Annotated in this window: 15 protein-coding genes; 6 read left to right on the top strand and 9 right to left on the bottom strand. The window is 61.6% G+C overall.

The genetic code is table 11. The features are described from left to right. Positions 1 to 64 precede the first annotated feature (64 nt). The 3 genes from ESZ53_RS12685 to ESZ53_RS12675 are packed head-to-tail and all read left to right on the top strand — an operon-like array spanning position 65 to position 4,303. The gene (locus ESZ53_RS12685) at positions 65 to 1,045 is read left to right on the top strand and encodes a carbohydrate ABC transporter permease (protein ID WP_129073159.1); all 981 of its coding nucleotides are present in this window, start codon (positions 65 to 67) and stop codon (positions 1,043 to 1,045) included. Between the two features lie 10 nt (positions 1,046 to 1,055). After that, positions 1,056 to 1,937 (top strand): carbohydrate ABC transporter permease, encoded by an 882-nt coding sequence (locus tag ESZ53_RS12680; protein ID WP_129073158.1) that lies wholly within the window; start codon positions 1,056 to 1,058, stop codon positions 1,935 to 1,937. Positions 1,938 to 1,987: 50 nt separating this feature from the next. Next, on the top strand, positions 1,988 to 4,303 hold the full coding sequence (locus ESZ53_RS12675) for a glycoside hydrolase family 3 N-terminal domain-containing protein (protein ID WP_129073157.1): 2,316 nt from the start codon (positions 1,988 to 1,990) through the stop codon (positions 4,301 to 4,303). Between the two features lie 166 nt (positions 4,304 to 4,469). On the opposite strand, the gene ESZ53_RS12670 is transcribed toward ESZ53_RS12675, so the two are convergent. From ESZ53_RS12670 to ESZ53_RS12660, 3 genes are all read right to left on the bottom strand, one after another. Next, on the bottom strand, positions 4,470 to 6,323 hold the full coding sequence (locus tag ESZ53_RS12670) for a S9 family peptidase (protein WP_129073156.1): 1,854 nt from the start codon (positions 6,321 to 6,323) through the stop codon (positions 4,470 to 4,472). Between the two features lie 86 nt (positions 6,324 to 6,409). Beyond that, positions 6,410 to 7,927: a glycerol kinase GlpK gene (gene glpK / locus ESZ53_RS12665; RefSeq protein ID WP_129073155.1), complete on the bottom strand. Its 1,518-nt coding sequence runs from the start codon at positions 7,925 to 7,927 to the stop codon at positions 6,410 to 6,412. A gap of 68 nt (positions 7,928 to 7,995) precedes the next feature. Further along, the gene (locus ESZ53_RS12660; RefSeq protein ID WP_129073154.1) at positions 7,996 to 9,768 is read right to left on the bottom strand and encodes a glycerol-3-phosphate dehydrogenase/oxidase; all 1,773 of its coding nucleotides are present in this window, start codon (positions 9,766 to 9,768) and stop codon (positions 7,996 to 7,998) included. A 150-nt stretch (positions 9,769 to 9,918) separates the two neighbouring features. On the opposite strand from ESZ53_RS12660, the gene ESZ53_RS12655 reads away from it, so the two are divergent. After that, positions 9,919 to 10,941 (top strand): sugar-binding transcriptional regulator, encoded by a 1,023-nt coding sequence (locus ESZ53_RS12655; RefSeq protein ID WP_129073153.1) that lies wholly within the window; start codon positions 9,919 to 9,921, stop codon positions 10,939 to 10,941. A 53-nt stretch (positions 10,942 to 10,994) separates the two neighbouring features. Here the strand turns inward: ESZ53_RS12655 and ESZ53_RS12650 are convergent, their stop codons facing one another. Beyond that, positions 10,995 to 12,431, bottom strand: a complete 1,437-nt coding sequence (locus ESZ53_RS12650) for an NAD(P)H-quinone dehydrogenase (protein ID WP_129073152.1) — start codon at positions 12,429 to 12,431, stop codon at positions 10,995 to 10,997. Positions 12,432 to 12,595: 164 nt separating this feature from the next. On the opposite strand from ESZ53_RS12650, the gene ESZ53_RS12645 reads away from it, so the two are divergent. Together ESZ53_RS12645 and ESZ53_RS12640 are read left to right on the top strand one after the other, a co-directional pair. Then, positions 12,596 to 13,432 (top strand): purine-nucleoside phosphorylase, encoded by an 837-nt coding sequence (locus ESZ53_RS12645; protein WP_129073151.1) that lies wholly within the window; start codon positions 12,596 to 12,598, stop codon positions 13,430 to 13,432. Continuing rightward, entirely contained in the window at positions 13,429 to 15,096 is a 1,668-nt protein-coding gene (locus tag ESZ53_RS12640) for a phospho-sugar mutase (protein ID WP_129073150.1), read from the top strand. Before ESZ53_RS12645 ends, ESZ53_RS12640 begins: the two co-directional genes overlap by 4 nt. Before the next feature lie 41 nt (positions 15,097 to 15,137). Here ESZ53_RS12640 and ESZ53_RS12635 read toward each other — a convergent pair whose 3' ends face one another. Genes ESZ53_RS12635 through ESZ53_RS12615 form a run of 5 tightly spaced genes read right to left on the bottom strand, consistent with a single transcriptional unit; the run spans position 15,138 to position 18,899 of the window. Next, positions 15,138 to 15,410, bottom strand: coding sequence for a PTS sugar transporter subunit IIB (locus ESZ53_RS12635; RefSeq protein WP_129073149.1), 273 nt, complete (start codon positions 15,408 to 15,410; stop codon positions 15,138 to 15,140). After that, the gene (locus ESZ53_RS12630; protein WP_129073148.1) at positions 15,407 to 15,856 is read right to left on the bottom strand and encodes a PTS sugar transporter subunit IIA; all 450 of its coding nucleotides are present in this window, start codon (positions 15,854 to 15,856) and stop codon (positions 15,407 to 15,409) included. The genes ESZ53_RS12635 and ESZ53_RS12630 overlap by 4 nt, the downstream gene beginning before the upstream one ends. 2 nt (positions 15,857 to 15,858) lie before the next feature. Next, on the bottom strand, positions 15,859 to 16,980 hold the full coding sequence (locus tag ESZ53_RS12625; protein WP_129073147.1) for an adenosine deaminase: 1,122 nt from the start codon (positions 16,978 to 16,980) through the stop codon (positions 15,859 to 15,861). A gap of 57 nt (positions 16,981 to 17,037) precedes the next feature. Then, positions 17,038 to 17,721, bottom strand: a complete 684-nt coding sequence (locus ESZ53_RS12620) for an IclR family transcriptional regulator (RefSeq protein ID WP_129073146.1) — start codon at positions 17,719 to 17,721, stop codon at positions 17,038 to 17,040. Continuing rightward, on the bottom strand, positions 17,721 to 18,899 hold the full coding sequence (locus tag ESZ53_RS12615) for an adenosylhomocysteinase (RefSeq protein ID WP_129073145.1): 1,179 nt from the start codon (positions 18,897 to 18,899) through the stop codon (positions 17,721 to 17,723). Before ESZ53_RS12615 ends, ESZ53_RS12620 begins: the two co-directional genes overlap by 1 nt.

Below are 18,899 nucleotides of genomic sequence, written 5' to 3'. Positions count from 1 at the left end.
TGCTCCCGGGGCGGGCTCACTCTCGTGGGCCCGCCCCTTCCCATCCCCTGTCAAGGAGTTCGCCATGGTTCTGTCTGCCCCTCCCCGTTCTGCCCCCGCGCCTCAGCGCCCCAAGAGCACCAAGAGCACCGGTCTCAAGCCTCGCCGTCGCATCAAGTCGGCGACGCGCATGGATGCTTTTGCCCCGTACATGTACATTGCGCCATTCTTCGCGCTCTTCGCAGTGTTCGGCCTATTCCCCACCGTCTTCACGTTCTATGTCGCTCTCTTCGACTGGAACCCGATCGGCGGCCAGACGTTCATCGGCCTGGATAACTTCGTCACCCTCTACGGCGACGAGCGTTTCTGGAACGCGATGCGCAACACCTTCAGCATCTGGATTCTCTCGACTGTTCCGCAGCTGCTGCTCGCCCTCTTCCTTGCTCAGCTACTCAACAACGTTCGATTGAAGTTCGCCAACCTGTTCCGGATGACGATGCTCGTTCCGTACATCACCTCGGTTGTGGCGACAACGATCGTTTTCGCGTCGCTCTTTGGTCGCGACTACGGCCTCATCAACAGCTTCCTCAACCTCTTCGGCGTTCAATCCATTGACTTCGCCGCGAATACCTTTGCGAGCCACATCATGGTCTCGACCATGGTGCTCTGGCGTTGGTTCGGGTACAACACTCTGATCTACTTGGCGGCGCTCCAAGCGATCCCGAAGGACATCTATGAGGCTGCCGCCATCGATGGTGCTGGAGGGTTCAAGCAGTTCTTCTATGTGACGATTCCGTCGCTTCGTCCGGTCATCATCTTCACCATCATCGTCTCAACGATTGGTGGACTTCAGGTCTTCACTGAGCCTCTGCTGCTCTCCGCTCCCGGCCTCACGGGCGGTGCCGGTCGCCAGTTCCAGACCCTCAGCCTGTTCATGTACGAGCAAGGGTTCGGCAACTTCCAGTTCGGCTATGGCTCCGCAATCGGTGTGACATTGTTCGCCCTGATCGTCGTGTTCTCTGTCATCAACTATCTGCTCTCTCGTCGCATCACCTCAGACGAATAAGGACGCCATCATGACTACTTCCACCCCCGACTCTGTCGCCACCACTCCACATCGCCCCCTCAAACGTGCTTTCGCCGGTCGCGTGCGCTGGTGGACCTATGCGTTCCTCTTTGGCTCGGTACTCTTGAGCGCATTTCCGCTCTATTGGATGTTCGTCGTCTCGACGAACGATTCCGCTGCGGTATCCCAAACGCCTCCGACTATCGTGCCCGGCGGCAACTTTTTCGTTCTAGCGGAGCAGGTCTTCACCACCGTGCCGTTCGTGCAGAGCCTGCTGAACTCGTTCATCGTTGCCGGCAGCATCGCAATTTCTCAAATGATCTTGTGCACTCTGGCCGGATTCGCTTTCGCAAAGTTGGAGTTTCGCGGGCGCGACCCACTCTTCATCGTCGTTCTCATCACCATGATGGTTCCCACCCAGCTCGCCGTAATCCCGCTCTACATGATCATGTCGAACCTTGAGTGGATCGATACTCTGCAGGCGCTCATCGTGCCGGGAATGGCCAGCGCCTTCGGTATCTTCTGGATGCGCCAGCACCTCTCGACCGTTCTCAACAACGAACTCATGCAGGCGGCGAGAATCGACGGTTGCAGCACCTGGCAGATCTATTGGCGCATCGCCTTCCCCCTCGTGCGCTCCGCTGGATTCGTGCTCGGACTCCTCGCGTTCGTCACCGCCTGGAATGACTTCCTTTGGCCGCTCATTGTGATTCAGTCGCCCGAAAACTACACGGTGCAATTGGCCATCAAGGCTCTGCAGCGGCAGTACTTCGTTGACTACGGTCTCGCGATGTCGGGATCGTTCCTCGCAACGATTCCGCTGCTAATCCTCTTCATCTTCGTCGGCCGCAAGATGGTTGCCGGCGTCATGGATGGCGCCTTCAAGGGGTAATCACCCTCCCTGTCGACGCCACCCCCACGCTTCCACCCCAGAAAGAAACCATGACTCTCTCTATCACCACGCCCGCTGACGCCAGCGAAACCAACGATCAGGTCGAGAATCTCATCGCGCAGATGACCCTCGAAGAAAAGCTCGCCCAGCTCGTCGGCATTTGGGTGGGCGCGGGCGTCGACGGCGAGAGTGTCGCTCCGATGCAGAGTGCACAGGAAGACGGCGTCGACGACTTCAACGAATTCTCGAAGAACGGACTCGGTCACCTCACTCGGGTGTTCGGTACGGTTCCGGTCAGCCCTGCCGCCGGTCGCTCCGCGTTGGGCCGCACCCAACGGTGGTTGCGTGACAACACTCGGCTGGGAATCCCAGCGATTGCCCACGAAGAGTGCCTCACCGGTTTGGCGGCGTGGCAAGCGACCACGTTCCCCACTCCCTTGGCGTGGGGCGCAACGTTTGATCCGGCCCTCATCGAAGAGATGGGGCACGCGATCGGCGAGAGTATGGCCAAGCTCGGGGTTCACCAGGGCCTCGCTCCCGTGCTCGATGTTATCCGCGACGTGCGCTGGGGCCGGGTCGAAGAGTGCATTGCCGAAGACCCTTTCGTCGTTGGGGAACTCGGTTCTGCCTACGTCCGTGGACTGCAATCCACGGGCGTCATCGCCACCCTCAAGCACTTCGTCGGGTACTCGAACTCGCGAGCGGGGCGCAACCTGGCTCCCGTGCATGCCGGCCCGCGCGAAGTGGCCGACGTGCTGCTTGTTCCCTTTGAGATGGCGGTGCTGGATGCGGGCGTGGGCTCGGTCATGCACTCGTACGCCGAAATTGACGGCGTTCCCGTTGCATCCGACCCCACCCTGTTGACTGACCTTTTGCGCGATCGCTGGGGCTTCGAAGGAACCGTCGTCGCCGATTACTTCGGCGTCGCTTTTCTTGAATCGCTGCATCAGGTTGCCAGCGATCTGGGTGATGCGGCCGCTCAAGCCTTGACCGCGGGCGTCGATGTCGAGTTACCCACGGGTAAGGCCTACTTGGCACCGCTCGCTGCGAAGGTCCACAACGGAGAGGTCGACATTGCGCTCGTCGATCGGGCTCTGCGCCGGGTGCTCACACAGAAGCAACAGCTCGGCTTGCTTGACCCCGAATCGGCTGCTTTCTCGGTAGATGCCACTGACGACGAGATCGATCTCGATCCCCCGCAGCACCGCGCGATCGCCGCGGCCATCGCCGAAAAGTCAATCACGCTGTTGAGCAACGGGGGCATTCTGCCGTTGGCTCCGGACGCTCGGATTGCTGTTGTGGGCCCCAACGCGCACCGCACCGCTGCCCTCTTCGGCTGCTACTCCTTCACCAATCACGTGCTCGGGCAACATCCGGATGTCGCCATGGGCATTGAAGTCGAGACTCTGTTCGAGAGCCTCAGCCACGATTTCAGCGGGGTGCTTGGCTACGCGCAGGGCTGCGCTGTGGACGACGACGACACCTCGAAAATTGCGGAGGCGGTAAAGCTGGCCACCACTGCAGAGGTTGCCGTCATTGCCGTCGGCGACCACGCCGGTCTCTTTGGCCGCGGCACTTCAGGTGAAGGCTGCGACCGCGACTCGCTCGAGCTTCCCGGCGTTCAACGCCAGCTCGTCGAAGCAGTGCTCGACACCGGAACCCCGGTCGTACTCGTAGTCATTTCCGGACGCCCCTATGCCATCGACTGGGCTGCTGCTCGCGGCGCCGCCATCGTTCAAGCGTTCTTCCCCGGCGAAGAGGGGGCCGCGGCAATGAGCGGTGCGATCGCCGGTCGCATCAATCCCTCAGGCCGACTCGCCGTTTCGGTGCCCCGCTCAGCAGGGTCGCAACCGTACTCGTACCTTCACCCGCGCCTCGGCGAACCGAGCGAAGTATCCAACCTCACGACGGCTCCCGCCTTCCCCTTCGGCTTCGGGCTCAGCTACACGAGCTTCCGCTATTCGGATGCGGGCATCGCCTCGGAGACGATTGCTGCCGACGGTAGGTTCGACATCCACCTCACCGTAACCAACACGGGCACGCTCGAAGGTGACGAGGTCGTTCAGGTGTACGCCAATGATGTCGTGAGCTCTGTTACCCGGCCCACGCGTCAGTTGGTGGCGTTCACGCGAGTGACGCTGCAGCCGGGAGAATCGCGCACTCTCGCGATGAGCATCCCGACCACGCGTATCGCGTTCAGCGACCGCAGCCTGACGCGCATCGTCGAACCTGGCGACGTGCGGCTGTGGCTCGGCAGCGATTGCGAGACCGAAGCGGAGCCGCTCGGAACGGTCACCATCACGGGGCCGGTTCATACCGTAACGACGGACGACAGCCGAAACGTCGATATCACCGTCGTCACCTAAGCCCCCTGGCTTTCGACGGGCGACCGAGCATCGCCCGCCGAAATAGCGGATGCCGCACCGCCCGTATTTGTCCCACGCGCATGCGGGCTCCGCACACAACAGCGCCCCGGTCAAGATGGTGACCGGGGCGCTGCTGGAGCCGATCAGCTGATCGGAGAGGGTGTACTTACGCTGCGGTGAGCGTGTTCGTTACCGAGATGAGGGTAACGATTGCCGCGTTGATGAAGCCGGCGATGTACGGGTTGTTCGTCTCACGGTAGATCTTGCGCGAGATAACTGCGGTGACGGCCAAGATGACGATGACCGGGTACAGCCAGATGCTGAAGATTCCGCCGAAGCCGTCGATCGTGTACCCCGTGGTGAAGAAGTTGGTGTACTGAGCGATGACGAGAACGATGGGCGCCAGAGCGTTGAAGAACGCGAGCAGTGCCGTGTTGATCCATTCCTTACCGCGGATGGAGAAGCGGTTGAAGGCGTTGACCGCAACCGAGTTCGCCACGAAGTAGATCGCGAAGAGCGGCAGGTACATGAGCGCAATGCCGACCTTGTCCGGCGTGAACGCCTTGACAGCGATGACCCACCAGCGGAAGTCCGTCTTGAAGAAGTAGTCGAGCACGAAGACGATCGCGTAGGCCGATACAACAACGACCAAGGCCAGACCGATTCCGTGGAAGAACTTCTTCCAGCCCGGCAGAACTCCGGATGCGCGAAGGTCGAGACCGTTCTTGCGTCCGAAGACGAGGTAGGAGATCGTCATGATGATGATCGCAGCGATCGCGTTGACCGCGGCCCAGAAGGCTACGAAGAACACGGCGCCCTGAGGCATGAAGAACGGAACAGCGTTGAACGCGATCGCTCCCACCCACGGGGTGTTAGCAAGGATCAACCAGCTCCAACCGGAGATGATTGCCGAAACAACCAGTCCGCCCCAGAACCAGGCGAGTCCCTTGCGGGTAGCCGGAACAACGGCAGCAGCCGGAGCGCGCAGACCAGCGAAAGCACGGGTCGACAACATGGCGCGCGTGAAGGCGAGCAGGAAGATTCCAAAGCCGATCAGACCGAAGAGCGTGAAGGTCTCCTTGACCTGCCACACCTGCGAGCCTGCTGCGATCTCGTTGGGAGCACCAAACGCTTCTTGGAAGAACTCGATCTGGCTAGCAACGGTCGTCTTGGAGATGGTTCCCCACGGGTGGTTCTCTGCCGGCGTGTACACAACGCGCAGGGCGTCCTGGCCATCGACCGAGTCGGTGAAGAACTCACTCGCGCCGCGAACATCAGACGACACGTCTTCAGGGTTTGCACCGAAGTGGAGGAACGACTGGGCGTTCGGGGTTCCGATGTAGTCACGCGGCGGGGTGAGAACTTCGCCCTCGGCGCTGTAGCTACGGAAGAAGAACTCGTCGTACTGGTCAGCAACGATTCCGACATCGCGGGCACCGTAGAGGTTGAAGTACGCGTTCTCAGCTTCGGCATCCGTGTAGACAGCGTCGTTGTCGACGAGCAAGATTGCCGAGATGAGCTGTTCATCAGCGGCGTTGTCGAGCACGGTCGAGAAGTTTGCGGCGCGCGCACCGTTCGAGTGACCGCTCACACCAATCTTGTCGGTGTCGACGTAGGGGAAGTCGGCGACGAGCTTGACAGCGTCGTACATACCGGTTCCACCGAGCGTCAAGTTGTCCGTCAGCAGCGGCGAGGAGTTGCCGTGACCGTACATGTCGATCGACACAACAACGTAGCCGCGACGTGCAAGCTCAACGTAGTTGGCGTCTTGCATTTCGCGGTTGTTCCACCAACCGTGGCTCACCACGATGACCGGAGCCTTGTTGTCGACGGTTGCGGTGTCAGGCTTGAAGAGCAGCGCGCTCATCATCTGACCCGATGAGGTCTCCCAGCGCATGTCCTTCACGCTGATTGAGCCTGCACCGGTTTGAACGATGGACGCACCGATGGATGTGACCAACATCATGACTAGCGAGAGAACGAGCCAGAAGCTGTTCCTCTTTACTAACGAGGTTTTCATTGATTCCCTACCCCTTCGTGGGTATCGATTGCTGTGTGGTTATGAACGTGACTGACAGCACGTTCGTCATGGGTAAAACAGGCAGATTAGGTCTCCACGTCCTCATCAACCCAGCCCATGGTCTTGGTTACCGCCTTTTTCCAGTTGCGGTAAAGCTGATCTCTCTCGAGGCGAGCCATCTGCGGCTTCCACCTCTTGTCTTCATTCCAGGTCGACAGCACGTCGTGCTCGCTCTCCCAGAAACCGATCGCGATCCCGGCCGCAAAGGCGGCTCCGAGAGCAGTCGTTTCGGTGATGCGGGGGCGGATGACATCCACGCCCAGCTGGTCTGCCTGAAACTGCATGAGAAGTTCGTTGACCACCATGCCGCCATCGACGCGGAGTTCCGCAAGGTCGACTCCGGCATCCGCGTTCATGGCGTCCATAACCTCGCGCGTTTGGTACGCGGTGGCTTCGAGGGCGGCACGAGCGATGTGGTTCTTAGTGACGTAACGGGTGAGGCCGAGCAGCGCTCCGCGAGCATCCGGTCGCCAGTAGGGGGCGAAAAGTCCGGAGAAAGCCGGCACAAAGTAGGCACCACCGTTGTCTTCGACTTCGAGAGCGAGGCGCTCAACGTCGGGAGCGTCAGAGAACATGCCGAGGTTGTCCCGCAGCCACTGGATAAGCGAGCCAGTGACAGCGATCGATCCCTCGAGGGCGTACACGGGAGCGGCGTCACCGAGCTTGTAGCAGACGGTGGTGAGCAGGCCGTTGTTGCTGTGAACACGCTTCGTACCGGTGTTCAGCAGCAAGAAGTTGCCGGTGCCGTACGTGTTCTTCGCCATGCCTTCGCTGAAGCAGGCCTGGCCGAACGTCGCGGCTTGCTGGTCGCCGAGGATGCCCGCGATGGGCACTCCGGGGAGCGAGCCGTGGTCGCGACAGTGGCCAAAGACCTCGCTGGAAGAGCGAATTTCGGGCAGCATCGACAGCGGGATGCCCATGTCTGCGGCGATATCTTCGCGCCACTGGAGAGTGTCGAGATCCATGAGCATGGTGCGGGAGGCGTTGGTCACGTCGGTCGCGTGCACTCCCCCGTCGATGCCACCGGTGAGGTTCCAGAGCAACCAGGTGTCGATCGTTCCAAACAGTAGCTCGCCGCGGTCCGCTGCCTCTTGGGCGCCATCGATGTAGCGCAGAATCCACGTGACCTTCGGGCCCGCAAAGTACGGCGCGAGTGGCAAGCCCGTAATGGCCTTGTACTTCTCAAGGCCGTCGTTGCCTGCAAGCTCCGTGATGATGTGCTGGGTGCGAGTGTCTTGCCAGACGATGGCATTCGTGACCGGGACGCCGGTGATCTTGTTCCACACCACCGTGGTTTCGCGCTGGTTAGTGATGCCAACCGCGGCAATGTCCTGATAAGTCAGGTTGGCCCGCGAGAGCGAGAGACCCACGGTCTCCCGAACGTTGTCCCAGATCTCCATCGGGTCGTGTTCGACCCAGCCGGCTCGAGGAAAAATCTGTTCGTGCTCAAGCTGACCGCTCGAAACGATACGCGCGTCGTGATCAAAGATGATCGAGCGCGAGCTCGTCGTTCCTTGGTCAATCGACAGTATGTACTGTGTCATCGTCGGCGTATCTCCATTGATCGTCTGTACTTCGCAGGGTGCTTGCGCACCCCATTCCAGTAGTTCGGTTATTTTGCTTCGGGTGCTGGCGGAGTGACGAGCGGCACGATTTGCGGTGCTGCTTCGCGCACGTCGGACGCGCTCTCGTCGTCGCGGGTGAGCGCCGCAGCAGCGACGGCCTCTGCCATCTGGCTATAGGTCGCAACTTCATGAGCGGTGGTCTGCTCATCCCAACCGAGAAGCGTTGCGGCAATTTCTGCTACCTCGGGAACGGCAGCCATGGCCTCGTTGAGGTACTCGTAGTTCATGCGCGTGCGGCGAACCATGAGGTCTTCGAGGTGAAGGGCGCCTTCATGAGTGATCGCGTACGCGATTTCGGCCCGGAGATAAGCGGAAGCCTGCGCGAGGGGCTTGCCCATGGCGGGCTCCGCCTCCGCGATGGCGGCGATCTCGGAGATTTTCGCGCCGTAACGGTGCAGCAGGTGGTCGACCATCTGGTCGCTCCAGCCGTACTTTGCGCCGAGCGCAGCGGCGCTGGCGGTTGCTTGCTCGAGGCCGTCAGCTCCGAGAAGCGCGACGGTGGCGGTCGTAGAGGGGTTGGCCTTGGCCGCTTCCTTGCCGATCGCAAAGTCAACAGCATCCTTCGCCATCACGCGGTAAGTGGTGAACTTTCCACCGGCGATGACGGTGAGCCCGGGAATCGGGGATGCCACAGTGTGCTCCCGCGAGACCTTCGCAGAGTTCGTGCCCTCTATCGTGCCCGGCTGCAGCAGGGGGCGAAGGCCCGCCCACGTGCCGATCACGTCGGTGCGATCGATGGGGTTCGCGAGCACTGCGTTAGCTTCAGCAATGACGTAGTCAATGTCATCGGCGGTGGCCGCAGGGTTGAGAAGGTTCTCTTTCCACGGGGTGTCAGTAGTGCCGATGACCCAATAGCGTGACCAGGGAATCACGAAGAGCACGCTCTTGGAAGTTTGTAGAATTAGGCCGGCTTCACCCTTGATGCGTTCGCGAGGAACAACAATGTGGATGCCCTTCGAGGCCAGAACCTTGAGCCCGCCGCTTTCGTGGGCGAGAGCTTGAGTCTCACCAGTCCAGACGCCGGTGGAGTTGATGACGGCCTTGGCGCGAACCGGGAAGCTCTTTCCCGTTTCGAGGTCGACCATGACGGCGCCGTTGACGACGCCCTTCTCGTTTTTGGTGATCTCCACAACCTGCATGCGCGTAGCGGCGCCGGCTCCGTGAGCCGAAGCGGTGCGGATGACGCTGACGACGTACCGAGCATCATCGACGTTGGCATCCCAGTATTCGATCGCGCCGACCGCGGCGTCGTGAGCAAGACCGGGGAAGCGAACAGCGAGCTGCTTGCGCGACAAGTGGCGGTGCCACGGCACGCTGCGCTTGCCCGATGTGCTCTTGACTGTGACGGAGGCGAGGAAGTCGTAGAGGGCAATGCCGGCGCCGACGAAGGCGCGCTCCCAGACGTGGTGACGCAGGGGGTACAGGAACGGCAGCGGGCGCACGAGGTGCGGTGCCACGTTGTTGAGCAGCAAGTCGCGCTCGGTGAGTGCCTCGTGCACGAGCTTGAAGTCGAGCATCTGCAAGTAGCGGAGTCCGCCGTGGATGAGCTTGCTGGCGCGGCTGGAGGAACCGGCAGCCCAGTCTTGGGATTCGACAACGACAGTGTCGAGACCACGCGTGGCAGCATCCAGAGCAATTCCGGCGCCGGTGATTCCACCACCAATGACGAGAACGTCGAGTTCACGACCTGGTTGCACGCTCTCCATCAATCGCTGGATGGCGCTGTCGCGGGTTTCGCGGGTGAGGGATTGATCAGCCATGAACACTGCTCTTCTATCGTGTGGTGGTGGTTACCGCCGAGGCGGCTGTGAATCTTCTGGGATGATCCACTGCTCAGCAGCGTATTACGCTGAACCTGTCTACTGACAAACTGAGCAGCACATCTGCACGAACGTGCAAGGATGGACGTTATGGAACGCGAAGAGGCGATGCTCGCCGCATCATCGATGTATTACCTGCAAGACATCAAGATGGACACCATTGCCAACCATCTGCACATGTCCCGCTCGAGCGTGTCTCGATTGCTGCGGGATGCCCGCGAGAGCGGTCTCGTCGAAATCACGCTGCGCCCCACACCCACCCGAGGTCCGGGCCTGGGCAAGAAGATCGAAGCGTGCTTCGGTATCGTCACTCACGTGGTGCCAGTCGCAGACCTCGCCGATGAAGCCGAGAAGCTCGAACAGGTAGCCAAAGCAACCGCCCGCATGGTCACTGGCTGGTTCGATTCCGACATGATCATGGGTGTCGCCTGGGGTACCACTTTGGCTGCAATTTCGCGCCATTTGGGCAAGAAACCCACCCGTGGAAGCGCCGTTGTACAACTCAACGGAGCCGCAAACGTGCGCACCTCCGGTGTGGAGTACGCCGGCAATCTCATCGCCAACTTCGGCGACGCTTTCGATGCTCAAGTGCACCTATTTCCGGTGCCCGCCTTCTTCGATTACGCAGAAACGCGTAATGCCATGTGGTCCGAACGGTCAATCGTGCGGGTGCTCGAGTATCAACGTCGGGCCGACATCGCGCTCTTCTCCATCGGCGCCATCGCGGGTGAAGTGCCCAGCCACGTTTACTCCGCCGGCTACCTCGAAGCGAGCGACATTGAAACCCTCGACAGCGAAGGCATTGTGGGCGACGTCTGCACCATATTTCTTCGCGCCGATGGCAGCTACGAAGACCTCTCTCTGAACGCACGTGCAACCGGGCCGACCCCCGCAGAATTGCGTGCAATCCCCCGCCGCATCTGCAGTGTGGCCGGCGACAACAAGGTCGTTCCACTGCTGGCAGCTCTGCGCGCCGGCGTCATCACCGACCTCGTGATCGATGAACAAACCGCCACCACGCTCGTCGAACACGTCATGGATCTCAAAGAAGGCTCAGCATCCGCGGGCGAACTCGCCTTCCACGAAGGCCAGAACGACGCAGGGCAGGCCTAGGAATCGCTAGCGCGGAGGCTGCGTCGCAGCTGAGCCCTGTTGGGCTGGCAACGCTAGTGAGAGACGTGCATGGCGCGGGCGGCATCCGTAATGCTGCCCGTCAGTGACGGGTACACGGAGAAAGCGCGAGCCATCTGGTCAACCGTAAGGCGGTGCTCTACCGCGAGCGCGATCGAGATGATGAGCTCGGAGGCGTTGGGGGCAACGATGACTCCACCGATCACGGTGCCGGAGCCGGTGCGGGCGAAGAGCTTCACGAAGCCATCCTTGATGCCCATCATCTTGGCACGCGGGTTCGAAGCGAGAGGCAGCTTGTAGATGGTGCCCTGAACGAGCCCCTCTTCGATCTGCTTCTGCGACCAGCCAACCGTAGCGATCTCAGGCTGAGTGAAGATATTCGATGCCACGTTGCGCAGTTCGATCGGCGTCACGCCATCACCCATGGCATGGAACACCGCGGTGCGACCCTGCATCGACGCGACGGAGGCTAGTGGGAAGAAGTCGGAGCAGTCTCCGGCCGCGTAGATCGACGGCATTGACGTGCGTGCCACGCGGTTGACGCGGATGTGGCCAGATTCGGTCAGCTGCACGCCAGCCTCTTCGAGTCCAAGGTCTTCCGTGTTCGGCAGTGAGCCAACGGCCATGAGGCAGTGACTGCCTTCGACCGTGCGGCCGTCGCTGAGCGTAGCGATCACGCCATCTGCGGTGGTCTTGACGGATTCGGCGCGGGACTTGGAGAGCACGGTCATACCGTTGCGCTTGAAGACATCTTCAATCACGCGGGCAGCGTCTTCGTCTTCACCCGGCAGCACGCGGTCACGCGACGAGATCAGAGTGACTTTGGCGCCGAGCGCAGTGTAGGCCGAAGCGAACTCGGCACCGGTAACACCGGAACCGACGACGATGAGGTGTTCTGGGGTTTCTTTCAGCGTGTAGAGCTGCGTCCAGGTGAGGATGCGCTTGCCATCAGGCATGGCGGAATCGAGCACGCGCGGGCGGGCGCCGACGGAGACGATAATGGTGTCGGCATCCACTTCATCAAAGTCGGTTGCCGCTTTGCCCTTACCGGTCGACACGACCAGGCGCTGAGGACCATCGAGGCGACCCTCGCCATGGATGATGCGCACCCCAGCCTTGATGAGTTGCGACTTCATGTCGTCTGACTGCTGCTGAGCGAGCCGCATGAGGCGGGCGTTGACCGCGGCGAGATTGACGGTGATGTCGGGGCGAACGGCACGGCCCGAGTCGGAACGGGAGTAGAACTGCACGCCCAGATCGGCCGCATCCCGAATCGCGTTTGTGGCTTCGGCGGTCGCGATCAGAGTCTTCGAGGGCACCACGTCGGTGAGCACTGCCGAGCCACCGACGCCGGCACGTTCAACGAGGGTCACTTCGGCCCCCAGTTGCGCGCCCGCGAGGGCTGCTTCGTAGCCACCGGGGCCACCACCGAGTACTGCGATTCGTTGGGTGCGCTCAAACTCATAGGCCATGCCCTTATTCTCGCGCGGTTCTCGCCCAGCAACAAACCGCCCGTATATAGCCGCGGTCCCGCTTCGCTTGGATGCTCGAACGCCAGCGACACGCGCACGCAACTGCTCACATTCGCGCCGCACTGCTCGGTCAGTTCACTGCCCCAGCGTTTAGAGTGGATGCCATGTCACAGTCGCCCACCACAAACCCCCTCGACGACCCCACTGCAGACCCGTTTGAGGTCGCCAAGGAAGCCGCTGCCGCAATCGCAGCCGCGACCGGAGTCGAGAAGCACGACATTGCCCTCACGCTCGGTAGCGGCTGGAGTAAGGCCGCCGATCTGATCGGTGAAACCACCGCAACGATTCCCGCTTCCGACATCCCCGGTTTCTCTAAGCCCGCCCTCGAAGGCCACGTCGGCACCCTGCGCTCGATCCTGTTACCGAGCGGCAAGCGCGCCCTGGTAATCGGAGCTCGTACCCACTACTACGAGAACCACGGCGTTCGTCGCGTTGTTCACTCGGTACGCACTGCTGCCGCTACCGGCGCCACGACCATGATTCTCACCAACGGCGCCGGCGGCATCAAGGAAACCTGGACGCCGGGAACCCCCGTGCTCATCAGCGACCACCTCAACCTCACGGCAGACTCGCCCCTTGAAGGCGCGACGTTCATCGACCTCACCGACCTCTACAGCAAGCGCCTGCGCGAGATCGCGAAGTCAATAGACTCGAGCCTCGACGAGGGCGTGTACACGCAGTTCCGCGGCCCGCACTACGAGACGCCAGCCGAAGTCCAGATGGCCAAGACGATGGGCGGTCACATTGTGGGAATGTCCACGGCTCTCGAAGCGATCGCTGCGCGTGAGGCAGGCATGGAAATCTTGGGAATGTCGCTCATCACGAACTTGGCGGCCGGCATCCAGTCCACTCCCCTCAGCCACGAAGAAGTGATTCAGGCCGGCAAAGACGCTGAAGTACAGATCAGCGGCCTTCTCGCCCAGATTGTGAGCGCACTATGAGTGCAGCACCCCTCAGCACCGACGAATTGATCGCCGCCGCCCAAACGTGGCTCGAGCAAGACCCCGACGCCGTTACCCATACCGAGCTCGAAGCGTTGATTGCGGATGCCGCCAAAGGCGACGAGGCCGCTATCGCTGGCCTTCATCACCGCTTCGATACGCGGCTCGCGTTCGGTACTGCCGGGTTGCGCGGCGAACTGGGTGCCGGCCCTAACCGCATGAACCGGGTGCTGGTCACTCAGGCGGCTGCGGGACTTGCCGCCTACCTGCTCACTCACGAGCTGAGCCCCAGCATTGTGATCGGCTACGACGGTCGCGTGAACTCCGAGGTCTTTGCCCGCGATACCGCCACGATCATGGCCGGTGCCGGAGTGCGCGCCATTCTGTTGCCGCGCCTGCTGCCGACTCCCGTGCTCGCCTTCGCTGTTCGCCATCTCAACGTCAGTGCTGGCGTGATGGTCACGGCAAGCCACAATCCGGCTATCGATAACGGTTACAAGGTTTATCTGGGCGGCGACAACCACGGATCGCAGATCGTGACCCCCGCCGATGCCGACATCGCCCACGCGATCGACATCGTTGCCAAGGGGTCGATTGCCGATCTGCCTCGATCGACGGACTTCGTGACGACCGATGACGGCGTCGTTGACGAATACATCGCACGCACGGCTGCTCTGGCCGGACCGGTCAAGGATGTTGTGTACACGTACACCGCCATGCACGGTGTCGGCTGGGAGACCAGCCAAGCGGTCTATGAGAAAGCCGGATTCCCGGCTCCCGCTCTGGTCGAAGAGCAAGCTCACCCCGACGCTGCATTTCCGACCGTCGCCTTCCCTAACCCGGAAGAGCCTGGCGCCATGGATCTCAGCTTCGCGAAAGCTCGCGAGGTCGGCGCCGACCTCGCTATCGCGCACGACCCTGATGCCGACCGCCTTGCGGTTGCCGTTCCGGGCCGCGACGGCGAATGGCGTCGCTTGAGCGGAAACGAAGTGGGCATGCTGCTCGGCTGGCGTGCAGCGGAACGCGCCCAGGGCGTGGGAGTGCTCGCGGCATCCATCGTCTCATCTCCGGCTCTGCGCACGATTGCCGCCGACTACGGCATGGAATACACCGACACCCTCACCGGATTCAAGTGGATCTCCCGCATCGACGGACTCGTGTTCGGCTACGAAGAGGCCCTTGGGTACCTCGTCGACCCCGATAAGGTTCGCGACAAGGATGGCATCTCAGCCTCGGTCGACTTTCTGTCGATGGCCGCCGAGCTCAAGGCCGAAGGCTCAACGATCCTCGATCGTCTCGACGCTTTCACCGCACGCTTCGGCGCCTTCGCCTCGCGCCAGGTCTCGCTGCGCTTCGCGCAGATCTCCGAGATCGGCGAGACGATGACGCGCTTGCGTGCTGCGGCACCCAGCAGCGTGGGCGGCCTCGCGATCGAGTCGTTCGATGACTTCGAGAACGGTGTTGATGGGTTCGCGCCCAGCAACATCATCCGCTTGCAGATTGCGGGCGGCGCTCGGGTCATCGTGCGCCCCAGCGGCACTGAGCCCAAGCTGAAGTTTTATGTGGATGCCTCGAGCACGGCCGGTGACGGAGCCGAACGGCAGGCTGCCGCCGAGGCCGTCGCGAGTCAGCTCGAGACAGGAATGCGCGAGCTTCTCAGCTAGCGCTCACGCGCATACAGACACTCTCAGAGGGCGTCCTTGGTCTAACCGAGGGCGTCCTCGAGTTTTTGGGCGAGCTCTGACGTATCGAAGAGATTGACGATCACGATGACGTCGGCGTTCGTCTTGCCGATCGCTTCGACGAATTCTTGGCTCGTGAGAATGATCTGGGCATCAGCGGCAACGGTGCGCACGGTGCTGACATCGGCGGCCACCACAGTGGCTTCGAGATCGAGAGCCTTCAGCGCCCGCTCGGCGTTGACTTTGAGAACACCGGAACTGCCGATACCAGCACCACAGATGGTCACGATCTTCATGCGGGGGTCACTCCCATGATGCGTTGCACCTCGGCGGGGGTCGTGGCGGCAGCGAGTTGGTCGATGGCGGAGGAGTCGTTGAAGATATTGGCCACCGCAGCAACGGCGGCCAAGTGAGCGCCCGCCTCCGTGATGGCGAGGCCCAGCACGACTCGAACGGGATCGTTGTGCGCGTGCCCGAAGCGAACGGGCTCCTTGAGCGTGACGATCGACAGTCCGTTGGAAATGACTTGCGGGCCGGGGCGAGCATGAGCCAGGGCCAAGCCCGGTGCGATCACTACATACGGGCCGTGATCCTCGATCATGCGGATCATCTCGAGGGCGTAGCCCGGATGAGCCGCGCCGGAACGTGCCAGAGCTTCGCCAGACAGCGCAACAGCAGTGCGCCAGTCCTTGGCGATTGCACCAATTTCAATCGCTGATTCGGGCAGCGGAGGAAGCGACATAGCTACGCTCTCTCGAAACCGACGCTGATTGCTTCGGAAAGCTCTTCGCGGTCTTCGATCGGCAAGAACGCTGCCGCGGCGGCGTTGATTTGGAATACTTCGAGGTCGGTGAGGTCGTACCCGAACGCTTCCGTAAGCAACGCGAGTTCGCGGCTGAGGGTAGTGGCACTCATAAGACGGTTGTCGGTGTTCACCGTCACGCGGAAGCCGAGCTGGTACAGCAGGTCGAAGGGGTGGTCGACCATCTCGTCACCCCACTGCTCGATGGCACCGGTCTGGAGGTTCGACGAGGGGCTCAGTTCGAGCGCGATCTCGCGATCCTTCACCCACTGCGCCACATCCCCCAGCGTGACGTACGTGTTCTCATCGTCTTCGTTGGCGATCGTAATGTCTTCGGCCAAGCGCACACCATGACCGAGACGAAGCGCGCGACCGTCAAAGAGAGCACTACGGATGCTGTCGAGGCCAGCCGCTTCTCCCGCGTGGATGGTGGTGGGCATGTAGCTGTGCGCGAGCAGATCAAACGCTCCGCGCATGCGGCTCGGCGGGAATCCTGCTTCGGGGCCGGCGATGTCAAAGCCGATGACGCCTCGGTCGCGGTGACGGATGGCGAGCTCAGCGATGTCGGTGCCGCGGTCGGTCTGGCGCATGGAGCTCAAGAGCTGACCAACGCGGATGCTGCGGCCGCTCGAGCGCACCGCATCCACACCTTCTTCGAGTCCCTGTTGCACAGCGGCGACAACTTGATCCAGATCGAGGCCCTTCTGCAGGTGCTGCTCGGGCGCCCAACGGATTTCTCCGTAGATGACGCCATCGGCGGCGAGGTCGTGAACAAATTCGCTCGCGACCCGCGAGAGACCGGCGGTCGTTTGCATCACGGCGATCGTCGCGTCGAACGTCTTGAGGTAGTCAACGAGAGAGCCAGAGTCGGCCTGGCTCGAGAACCACTCGGTGAGTTTGCCCGCATCGGTCTCGGGAAGCTCGTAGCCGATTTCGTCGGCCAGCTCCACGATCGTTTGGGGTCGAAGCCCGCCGTCAAGGTGGTCATGCAAGGAGATTTTGGGAAGCGCCGTAATGCTGGCGCCACTTCCGGGCATTACAAAATTCTCAACAGCGGCGTTCATACCTACAAATCTACCGTGCCGATCGCTGAAAGCGCCCTGTGGCTTCGCTGGATGACGTTACGATCTCGTGAAAGCTTCCTCGCTGAGAAGATTTGAGATTTGCTTCACGGCGTCAGCCACAAGTTCACGCACAGCCTCCGGGGGAACATCGCTGAACGCACTAGCGACATAGGGAACTGTGATTGCGGCGAGAACCGCGCCATCCGCGCTGCGGATCGCAGCCACGATGTCGGTAATTCCCGGGTGGAGAGTATCGACGCCCCCGACGGGAGTATCGACCGTGGGGGCGCGCTCGGCCAGCACGGCACCGGTCGCCGTCGTGTGCACGTCGAATGTTGCACCGACCCGCACCCGGAACCCAAAGTCGGCGGGAGATTCGACCTGCGCGAGCACCCGCACAAGGGCCCCATCGAGCACGGCGAGGTTGCACGATTGTCTGGCGCGCTCGGCGAGCTGCTGCATGACGGGAAGCGCCACACTCACCAAGCTGCGAAGAGGCGGATGACGGTGGGCGAGATCGAACAGTTTCATCGCAAGCTCGTACAGCCCCGACTGTTTGTTTCGAAAAATGTAGCCGCGTCGTTCCAGCGTTGATAAGACCCGAAAGATCTGACCAGTACTGCGGCCGGTGGCTTCTGCGATCTGCGATTGGCTGAGCGAGCCTGCAGTCTCGGCCAGAAGTTCGAGAATGTCGAGCCCTTTATCGAGGGCGGGAGCAGTGTACTCGGGGCCGCCCGTCATCAGCGGTCCGCTTTCATCGCGGCGAGCATCCGCCGTGCCGCTTCGCGGTTGATCGAGTCCGGCACAGGCTGCGCGCCGGTCTCGAGCGTCCTGGCCGCCGTGGCGATGCGTTCAAGCGAGAGTGCCTGAAGCATGAAACCAAGATCCATCGAGTCGATGGAGTTACCGCGCGGCTCGCGCCCGGCAAGATTGATCATGCGGCCGTCTGCGAGCAACGTCACGTGCCGATTTCCCGGAAGGTCGATTCGCTCGATGGCTCCGTCGATGATGGTGCTACTAATCGCCAAGTCGCGAAGCGCCATGACGTCAATCTCCCAATCGAAGTGGCCACAGTTGACGAGCATCGCCCCGTCGGCGACGATCTCGAAGAAGTCGGTAGCGAGCACTTGCGGATGCCCAGTAGCGGTAATGAAGACCTCGCCCCATCCCGCAAGGTCGAACATCGTCGCCACTCGATAGCCGTCGAGTGCAGCCTCGAGCGCCTTAATCTCGTCCACTTCTACGATGGCGACCTTGCCGCCCAGCGCGCGGAGATACTGTGCGACTCCGCGACCGCACCAGCCGTAGCCCGCCACCACAAAGCGCCGCCCAGAGACCATCACGTTCGTGACGCGCATGAAGCTCTCCACCACCGACTGGCCTGCCGCGTGCTTGTTCTCGTTAATCACCGTCAGCGGGTTTTCGTCGATGACGATGATGGGAAAGCGAATATGCGCGGCGAGTTCGTCTCGCAGCCGGTAACGCCCTGAGGTGGTTTCTTCGGTGCCGCCGACAACATGGTCGGTCTGACCGAGCTCTACGAGACGGGCGACGAGGCCGGCTCCGTTGTCGAGGAGGATATCTGGCTTCGATTCCACCACGCTCCAGACATGAGCATCGTATTCGTGCTCCGAATCGCTACGGGCACCGAAAATCGTCATTCCTTGCGCACGCAAGTAGGCCGCGACATCGTCTTGCGTCGACCCATGGTTGCCGGTCGCCACGATTTCGGCTCCCCCGGCACGCAAAGTTTCGAGCAACACTGCGGTCTTCGGCTCGAGGTGCATCGCCATTCCAATGCGGTGCCCCGCGAACGGTTGCGTCTGCTCGAACCGTTCGCGCACTTCAGCCAGCAGCGGCATCCGTGATCTAACCCAGAGCAACCGCGCCGCGGCAGCCTCGACAAGATTATTCGTCAT

Origin of the sequence: Salinibacterium sp. UTAS2018 (assembly GCF_004118935.1) — a bacterium.
Classification (GTDB): Bacteria; Actinomycetota; Actinomycetes; order Actinomycetales; family Microbacteriaceae; genus Rhodoglobus.
This window is presented reverse-complemented; position numbering and strand designations above follow the sequence as displayed.